Below are 16624 nucleotides of genomic sequence, written 5' to 3' on the forward strand. Positions count from 1 at the left end.
GAAGAGAATATGAGTACGACACTTCAAGTAGATTCATTCAGCCGCAACAACATCCGTGAACGGACCTCACTGGTCGAGGGCGTTCCTGAGGGCGCAACTGCGATCAAGGTGGCGAGTACTCAAGGGTATGCGGCTGGATCGATCATCTACATAGGTGAGCTGGCTCGCGAGCAGTGTGAGAAGGCCGTGGTTGAGTCTCTTGCCGACGACAGGACTGTCACACTGGTATCTCCGCTCAAGTACCCGCACGCGGCCTTTGCTGATGTCACAGGCGTACTTCGCGACCTGGTTCACCTCTACCGAGCGGCCAACGTGGACGGGAAAGCGCCGGCCGATGACCAGTTCACCGTTCTCGCCACACGTGACATCGATGCTGACCAACCGTCGACGTATATGACTGACACGTCCGGTGGTTTCGAGTACTGGTATCGAAGCATGTATTTCAACGCGACGACGTACGAGGAAACAACGCACGCTGACTGTGACGCTCGGCGCGGCCAGGAATGGGGCAAACTGCTCGCTCGACGAAATCCGGGCCGAGGCAGGATTCACGAGTGCTTTCAACCTGAACGACAGCCTTATCTTCCAGTATCGACAATCGGCGCCGAGCGAGATCAACACCGTACTCGGTTCTGTTAGCACGGTTCCATTCAAGCCCGTCCCTGAAATCATTCCGCACTCTGACGAACAAGCCTGTAGCGGGGATGCTGCTTCAAACGACTTGTGGCGAGCGATCCTCGCAGGCCGGCATCAAGCTGAGAGAAGCACACGCGTGGATCAAAGTCTGACGGAACCGAGCGGACAACCTGCGTCGAAGAGAACCAGGCTTCGTTAAGTGGCCGCGAGGCAGGCCAGTGCTCAGTGTCAGTGTCAGGGGAGTTTGTCCACAGGTTCTGAGTTGTGAACAGGTTGGTTTTGGGTGGCTTGGTTTTGTGGTGGTGGGTCGAGGGTGGTGGTTGGGACGCGTTTCGTATGGGCGGGCGCGGGGTGTGAGTGGTGGGGGCTGTGATGGCGAGGAATATGGCGTTGGGGGCTCGGGGCGAGGATGTGGCTGTCGAGTTCCTGATTGATGCGGGTTTGGAGATTGTCGAGCGGAATTGGCGTTGTCGGTACGGCGAGTTGGATGTTGTTGCGACTTCCGGTGATCGGATTGTGTTCGTGGAGGTGAAGACTCGGTCGGGTGTCGGGTACGGGAGTCCGGCGGAGTCGGTGACGTTCGCGAAGCAGCGTCGGATTCGGGTGTTGGCGATGCACTGGCTCACTGATTCGGGTCGGTCGTGGTCGAGGGTGCGTTTTGATGTGGTGGCCGTGTTGATCGGCCGCGACGGCGTGCCTTCGGTCGAGCATTTTGTGGATGCGTTCTGATGGCGTTGGGGCGGGCGCATTCTGTTGCGGTCAGTGGCGTGGACGGGCAGATAGTGGAGATCGAGGCGGATATCGGGCGCGGGTTGCCTGCGGTGCATTTGGTAGGGCTGCCTGATACTGCGTTGCACGAGTCGCGTGATCGGATTCGAGCGGCGGTGACCAATTCTGGTGAGGAGTGGCCGGACAGCAAGGTGATTTTGGCGTTGTCGCCGGCGACGTTGCCGAAGGTGGGCAGTGTTTACGATTTGGCTTTGTCGTTGTCGGTTCTCGATGCGGCGAAGAAGTTGCCGCGGAAGTTGTTGCGGGAGACTGTGTTTTTGGGGGAGTTGGCACTCGACGGGCGTTTGCGGACGGTGCGTGGTGTGTTGCCTGCGGTGCTTGCGGCGAAGCGGGCGGGATGGGGGACTGTGGTGGTTCCTGCTCGGGCGTTGGCTGAGGCGGGCTTGGTGAAGGGGATCGAAGTGCTGGGTGCTGACGATCTGTCCGCGGTGATCGGGTGGTTGCGTGGTGAGTTGGCGCTGGCCGTTCCTGATGTCTTCGAGCGCGCTGATGTGGTGACGGCGCGGGATCTGAGTGAGGTTGTCGGGCAGACGGATGCTCGGTGGGCGATCGAGGTTGCTGCGGCGGGTGCGCATCATTTGATGTTGACGGGTCCGCCGGGGATCGGGAAAACGATGTTGGCGCAGAGGCTTCCGGGGATTCTTCCACCGTTGACGGAGGGGGAGTCGTTGGAGGTGACGGCGATTCATTCGGTGGCGGGGGTGTTGCCGGAGGATCGGCCGTTGATCGATATGCCGCCTTTCATTGCGCCGCATCACAGTTCGTCGGTCAGCTCACTGGTGGGCGGTGGTAGTGGGATGGCTCGTCCTGGCGCGGTCAGCCGCGCCCATCGCGGCGTGCTGTTTCTCGACGAATGTGCCGAGATCGGGGTGAAGGTGCTCGAAGCGCTACGCACACCACTCGAAGACGGGGAAGTGCGAATCGCCCGGCGGGACGGAGTTGCTCGGTACCCGGCGCGGTTCCAGCTGATCCTGGCCGCGAATCCGTGCCCATGCGCGCCGCCGCGAGACGCGGACTGCGTCTGCGCACCCGCGGCGCGTCGCCGTTACCTGGGGAAATTGTCTGGCCCGTTGTTGGACCGAGTCGACATCAGGGTCCGGATGCAGGCGGTAGCAACCGGAGCGCTGATCGACGAAGTGGGGGAAAGCACCAGCGATGTTCGTGCGCGCGTGGCGGCGGCTCGAGACACTGCAGCCCAGCGGTGGAGTGAGTACGGGTGGCGGACCAACGCGGAGGTACCAGGGCCGGCGTTGAGACAGAAGTTCAGACTCTCGCGTGCAGCGCTGGCGCCGGTGGAACGGGCGCTGCGTAAAGGTGTCATCACTGCTCGTGGGGCGGACCGAGCGTTGCGGGTTGCCTGGAGTGTCGCCGATCTGGCAGGTGAGGCGATGCCCGGACCAGACCAAGTTGTCACCGCACTCGACTTCCGAGACAGGGGATTCCAATGACTGCACACGATCCACGACTACTCGCTTGGGCATATCTGTCCCGCGTCGTGCAGGGCCCAAGCGCGTATATGTCCATGTTGATCGACGAGCTCGGGGTCGATGAAACTGCGAGGGCGGTTCGCGACGGCGATCTGCCACCCGCGATCGAGGAGAAGACGCGAGCCCGCGCTCACATCGACACAGCCCAACGAGACCTCGACCTGATGGAGGCGATGGGTGGCAGACTCGTAACACCGAACTGCGCCGATTGGCCGGCGTGGCGAATGCTTTCCTTTGACGGACTCGATCCCTCCGGGGGTGAGACGGCACCATTTGTGTTGTGGGTGTTGGGGTCCGGGGATTTGGTTGATCTGACCGAGAGATCGGTTGGAATTGTGGGCACGCGGGCATCTACTGCGTACGGCGAACACGTGACGGCAGAGATTGCCGGTGACCTGGCTGTCGACGGGTGGACCGTGATTTCCGGGGCGGCCTTCGGTATCGACGGGGCCGCGCACCGCGCTGCATTGGGCGTAGGTGGAACCACACTGGCTGTCTTGGCCTGTGGCGTGGATCGAGCGTATCCGTCAGGGCATGCGCGACTACTCAAACAGATAGCGAGTTCGGGTGCAGTGATAAGTGAATATCCGCCGGGCACAACACCTGCAAAGTTCCGGTTTCTGGCAAGGAATCGACTGGTTGCTGCATTGTCGGACGGCGTGGTGGTGGTCGAGGCGGGCTGGCGCAGTGGGGCACGCAATACCGCCAATTGGGCTCGGAAGTTAGGCCGTCCCGTGATGGCGGTGCCCGGACCGGTTACCTCGGCATCGTCGACCGGATGTCACCGGATGATCCGCGAAGGTGAAGCGCAACTCGTTTCCAATGCCGTGGACGTAGTCGAAGCCTCGGGTCCGTTCGGCGTGGGTGATTCCGCGGAGGATGCAGCCGCGACGCGGGACATCGACGCATTGCGAGGCAATTCTCGATTGGTATACGAAGCATTGCCGGGAACGGGGTCTCGCAGTACGCGTGAGTTGTCCGAGGAATCGGGATTGCTCATAGCCCAAGTTCGTGCCACTCTTCCTCTGCTCGAACTGGAGGGATTTGCAAGTTCTGATTCCAGTGGTTGGTTTCGGACGCGGTAGTACGTAAACTACTTCTGCGCCCGTCAGACCATGCGTGGCGATGCTCACTAATCGTTTGCGAAGACCGTGAATCGTCAATACCCGCAGCGCATCGGAAATGGCACGTCAGGGCTATTTTTCACGAATTTGCTCGACTGTGTGCAATGTAATTCTCGATGCGTTTCGCCGACCCGACCTGCAAGTTCGACGGGTCTCAGGAAAGCCTCAGGTCAATGTGCATGGAAGTCCGATTAGTCTGGATCACGATGACGGCGGGCATTGATTGACACCCGGCATCCGAGGGATGAATGTGCAGAATTTTCAGGGTCGTGTTCGGTCGAGGCAATGCCGCTAACCCGCTGCTAATTCGGACCATTGAGTCTGTTCGGAAACGGTGAAGGCTTTCGAACTTCTTTTGTTCATCAACGCTCTATCTGTGTATTGTGAAGGAGAATTGAATCGATCATTGAAAGAGGAGTGCAATGGCTGAGAAGCTGATTCGGCAACTCATCGACGACCTTGATGGTAAGCCGATTGACGATGGATTCGGTGATCGAATTGAGTTCTCTTACCAGGGAACGGATTACGTGATCGATCTGCGCGCCACCAATGCAGAGAAGTTCGACGCTGCGGTGAAGCCGTTCGTGGAGGCTGCTGCGAAGGTGAGCGGGAAGCGCGGCAAGAAGGCTCAGGCTGCATCTCCGCAGGCCACATCAGGTTCCGGACGCTCCAAGGAGACGCTCCAGGCCATCCGTGACTGGGCAGGTAAGAACGGTTACGAAGTTGCTCCGCGTGGGCGTATCAAAGCGGAAATCATCGACGCTTTCGACGCTGCACACTAGATCGAATTAAATACACCTCTGGCTCTCGGCGAACTCGCCGGGAGCCAGAGGTGTATTTTACTGTTGCTTTGCCGAGTTCTCGGACAGCTTTGTCCGACAGGTCGTCCGTGTGAAGCTGATCAGATAATTCGTCTAAACAGCACCGAATTTACCCAGCAGATTGGTCGGTTTCTTTCGCTCTGTGCAAAGGTCGACAGAGCGCTATGTGGAGTCGCCGGCGAGGTATTTCGCCCTCGTGCTGCAATTGTCGTGTACATTAGTTAGGTAACACTAACTTTCGGAAGGATCTTTCTGTGGCCAAGCCGACAACTGCATTGACGGTTCTGCGGACCGAACAATTGACCCCCCATATGGTACGAGTGTTTCTCGGGGGACCAGGCTTCGAGTCGTACACTCCCAGCGAATACAGCGATTCCTATGTAAAGATCGAATTCGGCACTCCTGATCAGCCGACACTGCGCACCTACACGATTCGTTCGTACGATCTTGATGCCAAAGAGATTGCAATCGATTTTGTCGTCCACGGCGACATGGGTGTCGCAGGTCCGTGGGCCGCGTCAGTTCAGCCGGGCGCTGAGATTACTCTGCGGGGACCCGGTGGCGCGTTTTCGCCGTCACCAACCGCTGATTGGTATCTCTTCGTCGGAGACGAGACCGCAATACCCGCTATTTCCGCGTCGATAGCGCGATTGGCGCCGAATGCGGTCGGCTACGCCGTTGTCGAAGTCGGGGGACCGGACGACGAAATCGCGCTCGATGCCCCAGAAGGTATTGCCGTGACCTGGCTACATCGCGGGGCATCGTCCGATGCGGTCGGCGAAGAATTAGCTGGCGACAACGCTCCGGTTGTCGCCGCGGTCAAGGCACTCGAATGGTTGCCGGGCGAACCGCACGTGTTCATTCACGGTGAAGCACAAGCCGTCATGCACAACCTCCGGCCGTACATTCGCAAGGAACGAAATGTCCCGGCGTCGGCCGCTTCCATTTCTGGCTATTGGCGTCGTGGTCGCACCGAAGAGGGCTTCCGGGTCTGGAAGTCCGAACTCGCTGCGGCCGAAAACTAACTCGCGGCGGCCGTGCCGCGAGTCAGCAACACGAGCGCAACGGCCGCGAGAACTCCGAAGGTGGGAATTGCGATTGCCATCGGAACTGCCGTGTCTTCTCCCGCAATTCCCACCAACGGCGAAACCAGCGCCGCCAAGCCGAACTGGCCCGCTCCCATCAGCGCTGAACCGGTCCCGGCCGCGTTGGTGACCTCTCCTTGGGCGAGAGCGGTCGCATTGCCCATGATGAACCCGATGCTCGAAATTGCCACGAACAGTGGGACCAAGATCAACCAGGTATTCGTGGAACTGAAAACCACGCTGGTGCAGAACAATACGGCGCCGCCCATGAGGAGTAGGCACACCCCGAAACGCAGCAGCGTGCGTGCTCCGACGCGACCGAGCAGGCGAGTGGTGATCATCGCTGCCGTGACCATTCCGGTGGCGTTCACTGCGAACACGATCGAGAATTGTGACGGACTCAGCCCGAGAACGTTCTGAACGACGAACGGTGACGCGGAGATGTAGGCGAACAGGGCGCCGAATCCGAAGACGAATGCGAGCGCATATCCGAGGTAATGCTGATTTCGGACGACGTATCTCAGATTCGAGATCAGGGCCTTCAATCCGCCGCCGTGGCGTCGCTCGGGCGGAAGTGTCTCGGGAACGAGCAAAACGACACCAGCCACCATTACAGCGCCCGCGACCGCCAGGACCCAGAAGATCCCGCGCCACCCGACGGGGCCGAGAAGTGCGCCGCCGATCAGTGGCGCGAACACGGGAGCGATACCGCCGATGATCATCATGATGCTGAAGAGCTTCGCTGCGTCGTCGCCGCGCGCTCGGTCGGCAATACAAGCGCGGGCAAGAACGATGGCAGCGCCTCCACTCAAGCCCTGGACGAGTCGTGCACCGATGAGAAACTCGATGTTCGGCGCCACCGCGCATGCCGCGCCGCTCAGTGCCGTGATGATTGTCGCGGCCAGCAGTATTCGTCGCCTGCCAAGTCCGTCGGAGATCGGACCGATGATCAGCTGGCCGATTCCGAGGCCTGCCATGAAGGTGGTCAGCGTGAGCTGAACGCTGGCCGCAGTAGTGTCGAGTGCATCCGCCATCAACGGTAGGCCGGGCAGGTACATGTCGATGGACAGTGGAGCGATTGCGGAAATCAGTGCCAGTACGCACAACATCTTCAGAGGAATTGCTCGATTCACCGATCAACCCTATCGGCGAGGGAGCTTGCAGTTTCAATCGCGGCGAGCGAGCGTGTGTTCATGACTGACGCATTGCCGGCGAGCTTGAGCGTTCACCTCGATGCGTATGCCGAGCACCTCCGACTGAGCCGAGGCCGGTCGGAACACACGATCCGCGCCTACGTCGGTGACGCGCGGGCATTGCTGACCCATTTCTCCGCGGGTTCGGAGAATGCAGATCTCGACCGCCTCGACCTAAGTGTCATGCGTTCGTGGTTGGCCGCCCAGAATGCCGTAGGAACAGCCCGTACGACGGTAGCTCGACGGGCTTCTTCGGCGCGTGGGTTCACTGCGTGGCTCGCGCAGACCGGACGCATTTCCGTCGACCCGGGCACACGTCTGGCGGCTCCACCAGCTCGCCGGACGCTACCGACGGTGCTGCGTCAGAGCCAGGCCCTCGACGCAATGGATGCGGCGGAAAGCGGTGCGCAGCAACAAGAGCCGCTCGCCCTGCGAGACCGACTCATCGTGGAATTGTTGTACTCCACCGGAATTCGCGTCGGCGAGTTGTGTGGACTGGACGTCGAGTCGGTCGATGTCGATCGACGTTTGCTTCGTGTTCTCGGCAAGGGGAACAAGGAGCGGTCGGTGCCATACGGCCTGCCCGCAGAATCGGCACTGAACGGCTGGCTGGAGCACGGACGACCCGCGCTGTGTTCGGATCGGTCCGGGCGAGCGTTGCTCCTCGGAGTTCGAGGCGGCCGGCTCGATCAGCGTCAGGCGCGTTCGGTGGTCCACGAAACCATGGCTGCAATTCCAGGGGCTCCCGACATGGGTCCGCACGGGCTTCGGCACTCGGCTGCGACACATTTGCTGGAGGGTGGTGCGGACCTTCGTGTGGTCCAAGAACTCCTCGGTCATGCGAGTTTGGCGACCACTCAGCTGTACACGCACGTGTCGGTCGAACGGCTTCGATCCGTCCACGATCAGGCCCATCCGCGCGCCTGATTTGTGGAGCGACGCGAGTTCTCGGCTGGTATTTGGTAGCGTCGCAGCTCAGAAGAGTGAACAATCGGCAAAGTTCGATCGTCGTATCGAGACACTCGATTACATGCGATATCCGGGGGATTCGTGAACCGCCAAGATGTGAAGCACCTGCCGAACAGCGGCCAACCAGCCTGGCTGTCCGAATCGCCGCAACCGGCTCCCGAGCCGGCGCCGACGCCGGAGCCTGTGGCGCGACTGCAAGAGGTCTGGTCCACGCCACCGCCACCGTCGAGCCAACAGCAGGTGACAAACCAGGATCTGGTTGCCGAAGCTTTACTGAAACGCCCGAAACGGACGCCGCGTGGCGGCTGGCGTAGGGGATTGCATCGTGCGACCGGAGGTGTGGTCAATCTGGGGGATTCGACCAACGAACAGCGCAACCGTGCACTGGCCGCCCGAATCGAGCAGCCGATCCGCAACGACTACCGAGTCGCTCTGCTCTCGCTCAAAGGGGGAGTGGGCAAGACGACGGTCACGGTCGGACTCGGTGCGACGTTTGCTTCGCTGCGTGGTGACTGCGTCGTGGCGGTTGACGCCAATCCCGATTTCGGGACTTTGGCACAACGTGTTCCGCTGCAGACCAATTCGACAGTGCGCGATCTGATTGCTGCTAGACCGGACATAAAGAGCTATTCGGACGTTCGAGTGCACACATCCCAGTCGTCGAGTCGTCTCGAGGTGCTGGCGAGTGAGCAGGATCTGGCGATTTCGGAGGCATTCAGCGAGGCCGACTATCGCCAGGTCATCGACATCTTGCAGGTCTACTACAACATCATCCTCACTGATTGCGGTACCGGGATCATGCACTCGGCGATGAACGGCGTTCTGGATCTTGCCAATTCGTTGGTTCTGGTCAGTTCGCCGGCAATCGACGGAGCGCGCAGTGCAGCGGCAACGCTCGACTGGCTTCAGTTGCACGGATACGGCCATCTGGTCGAGCGGACCGTCGTCGTCATCAGCGCCGCCAGACCAGGGTCGAGCGTCATCGACATGGACGCGTTGGTGGACTATTTCATGCGTCGATGCCGCGCCGTCGAGGTCATTCCTTTCGACGAGCATCTCGCGGAGGGGTCGGTGATGGACCTCGAATTGATGCGACCGGCCACCAGACGAGCGTTCATGGAACTGGCAGCGATGGTGGCCGACGACTTCGCGGACGCTGTGGGTCGGCACGCCGTTTCCGAATGGCACTGATTCTGCGACCGATTTCTGCGACCGATCAGCCTCCTTTCAATGGCTTGAGCCTGAGCGGTTGCGACCGAACCAGTCCGAGTGGATCGAGATACTCGCGTCCTCTGCGCAAGCCCCAGTGCAAACATGCTTCGACAGCGCACCCTTCGTGCCCGGTTTCGAGGGTTCCGATCACTGACCTGGCTGCGACGCGTTCACCTGTGCGAACGACTGCGGTGACGGGTTCGTAGGTCGTGCGTAGGCCGCCGGAATGATCTATCGACACCGTCGGCTTTCCGGCGACCACTCCCGCGAACACCACGATGCCGTCGCCGGCCGCGAGGACGGATTGGCCGGCGCTGCCGCCGAGATCGACCCCGCGATGACCCGGCAGCCAGTTCTCGGCCGGTTTGTCGAAAGCGCGTTCCACGTGCGGCCGAGGAGCGAGCGGCCAGTCGAATCGCGTGTCTGCTGACGCCGTGCCTACGGCGACACAGCAGGAGATCACGGCAAATACCACGCCTCGAGCTCCGCGCAAGATCGTCATTCCTTGATCTTGCGCGGAGTAGCGCACGCTTCAATGCAGATCAGACGGGTAATCCACAGGGTAGCCGCCGATCCACAACCGCCGGTTCGGTCTGTTGCTACCGGGGTGGTTATGGCATCGGGGGACGAGGACGTACACTTGTCGAGCGGTCTGTGCTCGCACAGTCCGACTTCGCGCGCCCGCGCACGTTTTCCGGCCTCGGCTGGTCCTGGTTCTCACGAAACAGGTCCGACGGCCGTGCGGGTGCCAGGGCAGGGATCACCCGATCGCCTGCATCAACCGGATTGAAAGTTTGAGGTACACAGCCATGGCTGTCGTAACCATGAAGCAGATGCTCGATAGTGGAACCCACTTCGGACATCAGACCCGTCGCTGGAACCCGAAGATGAAGCGATTCATCTTGACCGACCGCAACGGCATCTACATCATCGACCTCCAGCAGACGCTGACGTACATCGACAAGGCGTACGAGTTCGTCAAGGAGACCGTTGCCCACGGCGGCACCGTTCTCTTCGTCGGTACCAAGAAGCAGGCGCAGGAGTCCATCGCTTCCGAAGCGACTCGCGTCGGAATGCCCTACGTCAACCAGCGTTGGCTCGGCGGCATGCTCACCAACTTCACCACCGTTCACAAGCGTCTGCTTCGCCTCAAGGAGCTCGAGGCAATGGAGCAGACCGGTGGATTCGAAGGTCGCACCAAGAAGGAAATCCTCATGCTCACGCGTGAGATGACCAAGCTGGATCGCACCCTCGGTGGTATCCGCGACATGGCCAAGGTTCCTTCCGCGGTGTGGATCGTCGACACCAACAAGGAGCACCTGGCAGTTGCCGAGGCTCGCAAGCTGAACATCCCGGTCATCGCGATCCTGGACACCAACTGCGACCCCGACCTCGTCGACTACCCGATCCCGGGCAACGACGACGCCATCCGTTCCGCAGCACTGCTGACCAAGGTTGTCGCTTCCGCGGTTGCCGAAGGTGTGCAGGCACGTGCAGGACTGAGCGCCGACAAGGACGCGAAGCCCGAAGCCGGCGCAGGCGAGCCCCTCGCCGAGTGGGAGCAGGAACTGCTCTCGCAGGCAGCTCCGGCCGCAGAGGCTGAGGCAGCCCCCGCCGCAGAGGCACCGGCCACCGAGGCCTGATTCGTTGAAACCGGCCCTGACCAAGAGTTCTTTTGGTCAGGGCCGTTTCACCGTTAGGCCCGAGCACCACCGTCAGGCCGTGCTTCACCGTTAGGCCGTGCTTCACCGTTAGTCCTAGGTCCGAAACAGACACATGAGGAGGCTCGCTAATCATGGCGAACTACACCGCCGCTGACGTCAAGCGGCTCCGTGAGCTCACCGGCTCCGGAATGATGGCATGTAAGAACGCACTCGCAGATGCAGACGGCGATTTCGACAAGGCCGTCGAGCAGCTGCGCATCAAGGGCGCGAAGGATGTCGGAAAGCGCGCAGAGCGCACCACCGCTGAGGGTCTCGTCGTCGCCAAGGACGGCGTCATGATCGAGATCAACTGCGAGACCGACTTCGTCGCCAAGAACGACGAGTTCATCAAGCTGGCCGACGAGATCGTGACCGTCGCTGCTGCTGGTAAGCCTGCTGACCTCGACGCTCTCAAGGCGCTCGAGCTCGACGGCAAGACCATCGACACCGTCATTGCGGAGCAGTCCGCGAAGATCGGTGAGAAGCTCGAACTGAGCCGCGTCGCTTCCTTCGACGGCCCCGTTGCCGTTTACCTGCACAAGCGCAGCTCCGACTTGCCGCCCGCTGTCGGCGTTCTCGTCGAGTACACCGGTGAAGGCGATGCTGCTGCTGAGGCCGCTCGCGGCGCTGCAATGCAGGTCGCAGCACTCAAGGCGAAGTACGTCACGCGTGACGAGGTTCCCGAGGAGATCGTCGCTTCCGAGCGTCACATAGCCGAAGAGACCGCCCGCGCAGAAGGCAAGCCCGAGCAGGCACTGCCGAAGATCATCGAAGGCCGCGTCAACGGTTACTTCAAGGACGTCGTTCTGACCGAGCAGTCTTCGGTCACGGACTCCAAGAAGACCGTCAAGGCGATCCTCGACGAGGCAGGCGTGACCATCAAGCGCTTCGTGCGTTTCGAGGTCGGCGCCTCCGCTTAATTCGGAGCCCGCACACATGGACCCCGCCTGAAGAGCATTTGCTCTACCGGCGGGGTCTACGTGTACCTGGGGCCTCCGATGAGGCAGGATGAGAGTGCCTCGGGACGAGTCCCGGGGGCTTTCCTATGCCGCGGTGTCCGATTCGGCGGCAGAAGAAGAATGAAGGACCTACAAGGTCTTGTATCGAACTGAGGAGAACAATGTCCGAACCAGCCAACGAACGTCCAGGATTCAAGCGGGTCCTGCTCAAACTCGGCGGCGAAATGTTCGGAGGCGGCAAAGTCGGTCTCGATCCCGACGTGGTCACCAAGGTGGCTGAGCAGATCGCAGAGGTCGTTCGATCAGGCGTACAGGTTGCAGTGGTCATCGGCGGCGGAAACTTCTTCCGCGGAGCGGAACTGCAGCAGCGTGGCCTCGATCGCGCGCGCTCCGACTACATGGGCATGCTAGGCACCGTCATGAACTGCCTCGCTCTGCAGGATTTCCTGGAGAAGGCGGGCGTCGATTCTCGCGTGCAGACGGCCATCACCATGGGCCAGGTCGCCGAGCCGTACCTCCCCCTTCGCGCACGCAGGCACCTCGAGAAGGGGCGCGTAGTCATCTTCGGTGCCGGGATGGGTATGCCCTACTTCTCGACTGACACCACTGCTGCGCAGCGCGCGCTGGAGATCGGTGCCGAGGTAGTGCTGATGGCCAAGGCTGTCGACGGCGTCTACTCGGCCGACCCGCGTCTCGATCCGGACGCGACGATGTACGAACAGATCACGCACCGTGAGGTCATCGAACGTGAGCTCAAGGTCGCGGACGCGACGGCATTCAGCCTGTGCATGGACAACTCGATGCCGATGATGGTGTTCAACCTCCTCACCGAAGGAAACATCGCTCGCGCGGTGTCCGGTGAGAAGATCGGCACCCTGATCAAGTCGTGAGTGACACCCAAAAAATGATGCAGAACAACATGGAGGAACAGCCGTGATCGATGAAGCGCTCTTCGAGGCAGAAGAGAAGATGGAAAAGGCTGTCACGGTAGCCAAGGACGATCTCGGCTCGGTTCGCACCGGACGCGCGAACCCCGGTATGTTCTCGCGCATCGTGATCGACTACTACGGTTCGATCACGCCGATCACGCAGCTCGCGAGCATCAACGTCCCCGAGGCCCGCATGGTCATCGTCAAGCCGTACGAGGCTTCGCAGCTCAACGCGATCGAGACGGCGATCCGCAACTCGGATCTCGGTGTGAACCCGTCCAACGACGGCAGCATCATCCGCATTTCGGTTCCGCAGCTCACGGAAGAGCGTCGACGTGAACTGGTGAAGCAGGCCAAGTCCAAGGGCGAGGATTCGAAGGTCACGCTGCGCAACATCCGCCGCAAGGCGATGGACGAACTCAGCCGGATCCAGAAGGACGGTGAAGCCGGCGAGGACGAGGTCGGTCGCGCAGAGAAAGAACTCGACAAGACCACGGCGAAGTACGTGCACACGGTCGAGGAACTCGTCAAGCACAAGGAAGCAGAGTTGATGGAGGTTTAGCCTCCTCATTTGCAGTGTTTGTCGTCGGGAGTAGATCAGGGAGTTTGGGTGCACGCACAAGAGGGAACCGCCGGTGGTCCCGTCACGGACGGGCCTACGGGCGGCGCTGAGGGCGCGCAACCGCCGAAGTCGAAGGCGGGCAGGAACCTACCTGCCGCCATCGGCGTCGGAGCTGGTCTCGGCGCCTTGGTCATCGGCACTTTGATCTTCCTGCCCCCGGGATGGATCGCTGTCGTCGCGATTGCGATGTTCATCGCGACGTGGGAGGTCACCACGCGGCTTCGTGAAGCCGACATCGAGGTGCCGCGAATTCCGCTTCTCGTCGGCGGGCAAGCCACGATCTGGCTCGGCTGGCCGTGGGGACCGGTCGGGGTGCTCAGCGGATTCACCGCGACCGTTCTGATGTGCATGGTGTGGCGGTTGTTCGACCACGGGCTCAAAGCGACACCGAAGAACTTCCTGCGAGACACCTCCATCACGGTGTTCGTTCTGGCGTGGATCCCGCTGTTGGCGTCATTCGGTGCGTTGATGGTGCTCGAAGACGACGGCCCCGGTCGCGTCTTCGTCTTGATGATCGGTGTCGTGTGCTCCGACATCGGCGGCTACGCGGCTGGAGTGCTGTTCGGGAAGCACCCGATGGTGCCGGCTGTGAGCCCGAAGAAGTCCTGGGAGGGATTCGTCGGCTCCCTCATTTTCTGCGTCATCGGCAGTTTGCTTTCGGTGACGTTGATACTCGACGCGAATTCGATGATCGGCGTCCTGCTCGGTGTCGTCCTGGTGGTAGTCGCGACGGTCGGCGACCTGATCGAATCGCAGATCAAGCGCGAACTCGGCATCAAGGACATGGGAACCTTGCTTCCCGGCCACGGCGGAATCATGGATCGCCTGGATTCACTCCTGCCGTCGGCATTTGTCACCTGGCTGATTCTGTACGCACTCGTCTGATTTCGCGTGCGTGATTTCTTCTCCGGCCGTTCCAAGCCGATCCCCAGCCCGAACATCTGGCATTGGCCGGACGTGTACGAAATCGAGAACCGCGCGCAGGACGTCGACGGTTCCCTCTGGGCGGCGATGCGAGCCCGGGTCGACTGGACTGGACGCGATGTCGTCGATGTCGGCTGTGGGGCGGGGTTCCATCTACCGGAGTTCGCTCGTACTGCCCGTCGTGTTGTCGGAGTGGAGCCGCACGCACCGCTGGTGAAGGCCGCGCGGGAACGAACCCGCGATTCGGCGTCGATCGACGTAGTCCAGGGTTCAGCAGAGTCCACGGGTCTGGTGGATGCTTCAGTCGATCTCGTCCATGCCCGTACGGCGTACTTCTTCGGAAAAGGCTGCGGCCCGGGAATTCGTGAAGCAATGCGCATCCTGAGGCCCGGGGGAGCCCTGCTGATCGTGGATCTCGATGTGAGCGCCGGCCCGTACGGGGAGTGGATGAGGGCGGATCTGCCCAAATACGATCCCGCGGCAGTCGAAGCGTTCTTCGAGGCTCAAGGATTCTCGCTCACGCGCGTCGACACCCGGTGGGAGTTCGAGAATCGAGACGATATGCGGCGGGTGCTCGGAATCGAATTCACCGAGAAGACTGCCGAGCGTGCGTTCTCGCAAGTAACAGGGCTTGCCTTCTCGGTGCGATACCGGATCCATGTTCGATCCAAACCACGATCGCTCGAACTTGCGTGAGGGCGGGCCCAAAAGACGAACGTCAGGCGCTCCGACTTGAGCGCCTGACGTTTTCTGCACCGATTCAGTAGTAAAAAAATCAGTGATCGGTGGGGATGTGGAACAGGGTGGCCAGCTTGTGAATCTTCTTGGCCTTGGCAAGCTTGGGCAGGTCGCTGCCGTCGCGCACGCGTGAGCCGTCTTCGCCGAGATCGTCGATGACATTCTGAGCCCAGATCGCGTCGGCCACGGAGGGACTCAGTCCCGCGTTGACGGGGGCAGTCTGCGCGGTGGTCATGCAGAGTTTGCCGGCCATACCGAGTGACAAGGTGATCGCACAGTCTCGGGCGAGCAGATCCAGATCGGGGCCGAGCGTGGGACCGTCGATCGGCGGAGCGATGCGTGCCGCGCGGCTGGCGATGGTGAGCCGCGAACGCGGGTACGACATCGACGTGGGGGAGTCGTCCATCCCAGTGTCGCGCCGGAAGTCGCCGCTGCCGAATGCGAGACGGAAGATGCCGTCAGTGCGTGCGATCTCGGGCGCAGCCTCGAGTCCCACCGCGGATTCGACGAGAGCAAGAATCTTGGTGCCGTCGGGAAGTCGCTCGGCCGTGGCGTCGGCCTGCTGACCGCTTTCGGTCTTTGCGAGCATGACACCCTCGAGTCCGGGGAGGCCCGCGAGTACGGCCAGATCCTCTTCCCAGAACGGTGTCGTGGCGTCGTTGATCCGAACCCAGGCGTGATTGTGTTCGCTCAGGAATGCGGCGACATCGCGGCGGGCAGCTGGTTTGTTGGGTGCGGTGACGGCATCCTCGAGGTCGAGAATGACGGCGTCGGCCGCACTCGCGAGTGCGGCGTCGAAGGTGTCCGGTTTGGACGCGGGGACGAGGAGCCAGGATCTTGCCTGCTGCGGGGCAATTCGCGAGGTCACAGGTCTCTCCATGTGAGTAGTCACATCAGGGCCTTTCCGGTGATTTCCACGACATCAATGATGCCTGCTGGCCCATCGATCGACCCAATTGCGTAACTAGATTTCAGTCACATCTGCCGCTTCGCTGCGCGCCGGATCTGAATGATGCGAACGCCACCTGCCAACGCCATGATCAACGCGCCCGCGATGGCGGAAAGCAGGATCGTGATTCCGAGCGGAAAGTCGATCTGCCAGGCGAGGATCTTGACGGAGACGCTCTCGAGGTTCTGCAGGATGAACACCAGCAGTAAGATCAGCACAATTGCGCCTATGACCAGGCCAACCCAGGTCGTCGCAGCCCTGGTTCGGTCGGTGACCGACGTTCCGGTCGGCACCGGTTCAGGCGTCGGTGTCGGTTCCGGATCGTGTTTTTCCACTGCCTTGTTCTCGTCCACCTTCGGAAGTTCCGGATCGGGGCCGAAACCGTCGGCTGGGCCGTACACGGGGGAATTCGACGGATCCTCTGGTGTGGTTGACATGACATGATCATCACTCAACCTGCGCGAAGTTGCACGGGTAATCCGGC

The 16624-nt window shown here is 61.2% G+C and carries 18 protein-coding genes; 14 read left to right on the plus strand and 4 right to left on the minus strand.

Annotated features, from left to right (window positions below; all coding sequences use genetic code 11):
- Positions 1–9: 9 nt before the first annotated feature.
- From P0M12_RS24585 to P0M12_RS24610, 6 genes are all read left to right on the plus strand, one after another.
- Complete coding sequence (locus P0M12_RS24585) at positions 10–639, plus strand: hypothetical protein (protein ID WP_277376995.1); 630 nt, start codon at positions 10–12, stop codon at positions 637–639.
- A gap of 369 nt (positions 640–1008) precedes the next feature.
- Positions 1009–1365: a YraN family protein gene (locus P0M12_RS24590; protein ID WP_054825518.1), complete on the plus strand. Its 357-nt coding sequence runs from the start codon at positions 1009–1011 to the stop codon at positions 1363–1365.
- A complete protein-coding gene (locus P0M12_RS24595) occupies positions 1365–2873 on the plus strand; it encodes a YifB family Mg chelatase-like AAA ATPase (RefSeq protein WP_063316580.1) in 1509 nt (502 codons plus the stop codon). The genes P0M12_RS24590 and P0M12_RS24595 overlap by 1 nt, the downstream gene beginning before the upstream one ends.
- A complete protein-coding gene (gene dprA, locus P0M12_RS24600; RefSeq protein ID WP_277376997.1) occupies positions 2870–3997 on the plus strand; it encodes a DNA-processing protein DprA in 1128 nt (375 codons plus the stop codon). Before P0M12_RS24595 ends, dprA begins: the two co-directional genes overlap by 4 nt.
- A gap of 461 nt (positions 3998–4458) precedes the next feature.
- A complete protein-coding gene (locus tag P0M12_RS24605) occupies positions 4459–4818 on the plus strand; it encodes an Lsr2 family protein (RefSeq protein WP_003942721.1) in 360 nt (119 codons plus the stop codon).
- A gap of 293 nt (positions 4819–5111) precedes the next feature.
- Complete coding sequence (locus P0M12_RS24610) at positions 5112–5882, plus strand: siderophore-interacting protein (protein WP_054825505.1); 771 nt, start codon at positions 5112–5114, stop codon at positions 5880–5882.
- Here P0M12_RS24610 and P0M12_RS24615 read toward each other — a convergent pair.
- On the minus strand, positions 5879–7051 hold the full coding sequence (locus P0M12_RS24615) for a multidrug effflux MFS transporter (protein ID WP_277377932.1): 1173 nt from the start codon (positions 7049–7051) through the stop codon (positions 5879–5881). The genes P0M12_RS24610 and P0M12_RS24615 overlap by 4 nt on opposite strands.
- A gap of 84 nt (positions 7052–7135) precedes the next feature.
- Between P0M12_RS24615 and P0M12_RS24620 the strand changes: the two genes are divergently transcribed.
- Positions 7136–8062, plus strand: a complete 927-nt coding sequence (locus tag P0M12_RS24620; RefSeq protein WP_277376998.1) for a tyrosine recombinase XerC — start codon at positions 7136–7138, stop codon at positions 8060–8062.
- Positions 8063–8185: 123 nt separating this feature from the next.
- Positions 8186–9295: a MinD/ParA family protein gene (locus tag P0M12_RS24625; protein ID WP_277376999.1), complete on the plus strand. Its 1110-nt coding sequence runs from the start codon at positions 8186–8188 to the stop codon at positions 9293–9295.
- Between the two features lie 25 nt (positions 9296–9320).
- On the opposite strand, the gene P0M12_RS24630 is transcribed toward P0M12_RS24625, so the two are convergent.
- Positions 9321–9818 (minus strand): M23 family metallopeptidase, encoded by a 498-nt coding sequence (locus P0M12_RS24630; protein WP_277377000.1) that lies wholly within the window; start codon positions 9816–9818, stop codon positions 9321–9323.
- Positions 9819–10125: 307 nt separating this feature from the next.
- Here P0M12_RS24630 and rpsB point away from each other — a divergent pair, with 307 nt between their 5' ends.
- The 6 genes from rpsB to P0M12_RS24660 all read left to right on the plus strand — a co-directional run bounded on the left by rpsB (position 10126) and on the right by P0M12_RS24660 (position 15149).
- Positions 10126–10959: a 30S ribosomal protein S2 gene (rpsB, locus tag P0M12_RS24635; protein WP_277377001.1), complete on the plus strand. Its 834-nt coding sequence runs from the start codon at positions 10126–10128 to the stop codon at positions 10957–10959.
- A 152-nt stretch (positions 10960–11111) separates the two neighbouring features.
- A complete protein-coding gene (gene tsf / locus P0M12_RS24640) occupies positions 11112–11939 on the plus strand; it encodes a translation elongation factor Ts (protein WP_007734877.1) in 828 nt (275 codons plus the stop codon).
- A gap of 200 nt (positions 11940–12139) precedes the next feature.
- Positions 12140–12868, plus strand: a complete 729-nt coding sequence (gene pyrH / locus P0M12_RS24645) for a UMP kinase (protein WP_003942722.1) — start codon at positions 12140–12142, stop codon at positions 12866–12868.
- Between the two features lie 43 nt (positions 12869–12911).
- Positions 12912–13469 (plus strand): ribosome recycling factor, encoded by a 558-nt coding sequence (gene frr, locus P0M12_RS24650; protein WP_042924420.1) that lies wholly within the window; start codon positions 12912–12914, stop codon positions 13467–13469.
- 48 nt (positions 13470–13517) lie between these two features.
- Positions 13518–14414, plus strand: a complete 897-nt coding sequence (locus P0M12_RS24655; RefSeq protein WP_277377002.1) for a phosphatidate cytidylyltransferase — start codon at positions 13518–13520, stop codon at positions 14412–14414.
- A gap of 6 nt (positions 14415–14420) precedes the next feature.
- On the plus strand, positions 14421–15149 hold the full coding sequence (locus tag P0M12_RS24660) for a class I SAM-dependent methyltransferase (RefSeq protein WP_030535661.1): 729 nt from the start codon (positions 14421–14423) through the stop codon (positions 15147–15149).
- Positions 15150–15228: 79 nt separating this feature from the next.
- Here P0M12_RS24660 and P0M12_RS24665 read toward each other — a convergent pair whose 3' ends face one another.
- Both P0M12_RS24665 and P0M12_RS24670 read right to left on the minus strand, forming a co-directional pair.
- Positions 15229–16071: a CoA ester lyase gene (locus P0M12_RS24665; RefSeq protein WP_030535660.1), complete on the minus strand. Its 843-nt coding sequence runs from the start codon at positions 16069–16071 to the stop codon at positions 15229–15231.
- A 95-nt stretch (positions 16072–16166) separates the two neighbouring features.
- Positions 16167–16577 carry a lipopolysaccharide assembly protein LapA domain-containing protein gene (locus P0M12_RS24670; RefSeq protein WP_073512295.1) on the minus strand — a complete coding sequence of 137 codons (411 nt, stop codon included), beginning with the start codon at positions 16575–16577 and terminating at the stop codon, positions 16167–16169.
- Positions 16578–16624 lie beyond the last annotated feature (47 nt).

The sequence above is a fragment of the Rhodococcus sp. RCBS9 genome (assembly GCF_029457415.1).
Lineage (GTDB): Bacteria > Actinomycetota > Actinomycetes > Mycobacteriales > Mycobacteriaceae > Rhodococcus_F > Rhodococcus_F qingshengii.

Excerpts from the sequence above, each read along its gene's own strand:
- P0M12_RS24630 (WP_277377000.1), bottom strand. The coding sequence starts at position 9,818 with ATGACGATCTTGCGCGGAGCTCGAGGCGTGGTATTTGCCGTGATCTCC.
- P0M12_RS24615 (WP_277377932.1), bottom strand. The coding sequence starts at position 7,051 with ATGTTGTGCGTACTGGCACTGATTTCCGCAATCGCTCCACTGTCCATC.
- P0M12_RS24590 (WP_054825518.1), top strand. The coding sequence starts at position 1,009 with ATGGCGAGGAATATGGCGTTGGGGGCTCGGGGCGAGGATGTGGCTGTC.
- P0M12_RS24595 (WP_063316580.1), top strand. The coding sequence starts at position 1,365 with ATGGCGTTGGGGCGGGCGCATTCTGTTGCGGTCAGTGGCGTGGACGGG.
- pyrH (WP_003942722.1), top strand. The coding sequence starts at position 12,140 with ATGTCCGAACCAGCCAACGAACGTCCAGGATTCAAGCGGGTCCTGCTC.
- P0M12_RS24620 (WP_277376998.1), top strand. The coding sequence starts at position 7,136 with ATGACTGACGCATTGCCGGCGAGCTTGAGCGTTCACCTCGATGCGTAT.
- rpsB (WP_277377001.1), top strand. The coding sequence starts at position 10,126 with ATGGCTGTCGTAACCATGAAGCAGATGCTCGATAGTGGAACCCACTTC.
- P0M12_RS24605 (WP_003942721.1), top strand. The coding sequence starts at position 4,459 with ATGGCTGAGAAGCTGATTCGGCAACTCATCGACGACCTTGATGGTAAG.
- P0M12_RS24670 (WP_073512295.1), bottom strand. The coding sequence starts at position 16,577 with ATGTCAACCACACCAGAGGATCCGTCGAATTCCCCCGTGTACGGCCCA.
- tsf (WP_007734877.1), top strand. The coding sequence starts at position 11,112 with ATGGCGAACTACACCGCCGCTGACGTCAAGCGGCTCCGTGAGCTCACC.
- P0M12_RS24585 (WP_277376995.1), top strand. The coding sequence starts at position 10 with ATGAGTACGACACTTCAAGTAGATTCATTCAGCCGCAACAACATCCGT.
- P0M12_RS24665 (WP_030535660.1), bottom strand. The coding sequence starts at position 16,071 with ATGGAGAGACCTGTGACCTCGCGAATTGCCCCGCAGCAGGCAAGATCC.
- dprA (WP_277376997.1), top strand. The coding sequence starts at position 2,870 with ATGACTGCACACGATCCACGACTACTCGCTTGGGCATATCTGTCCCGC.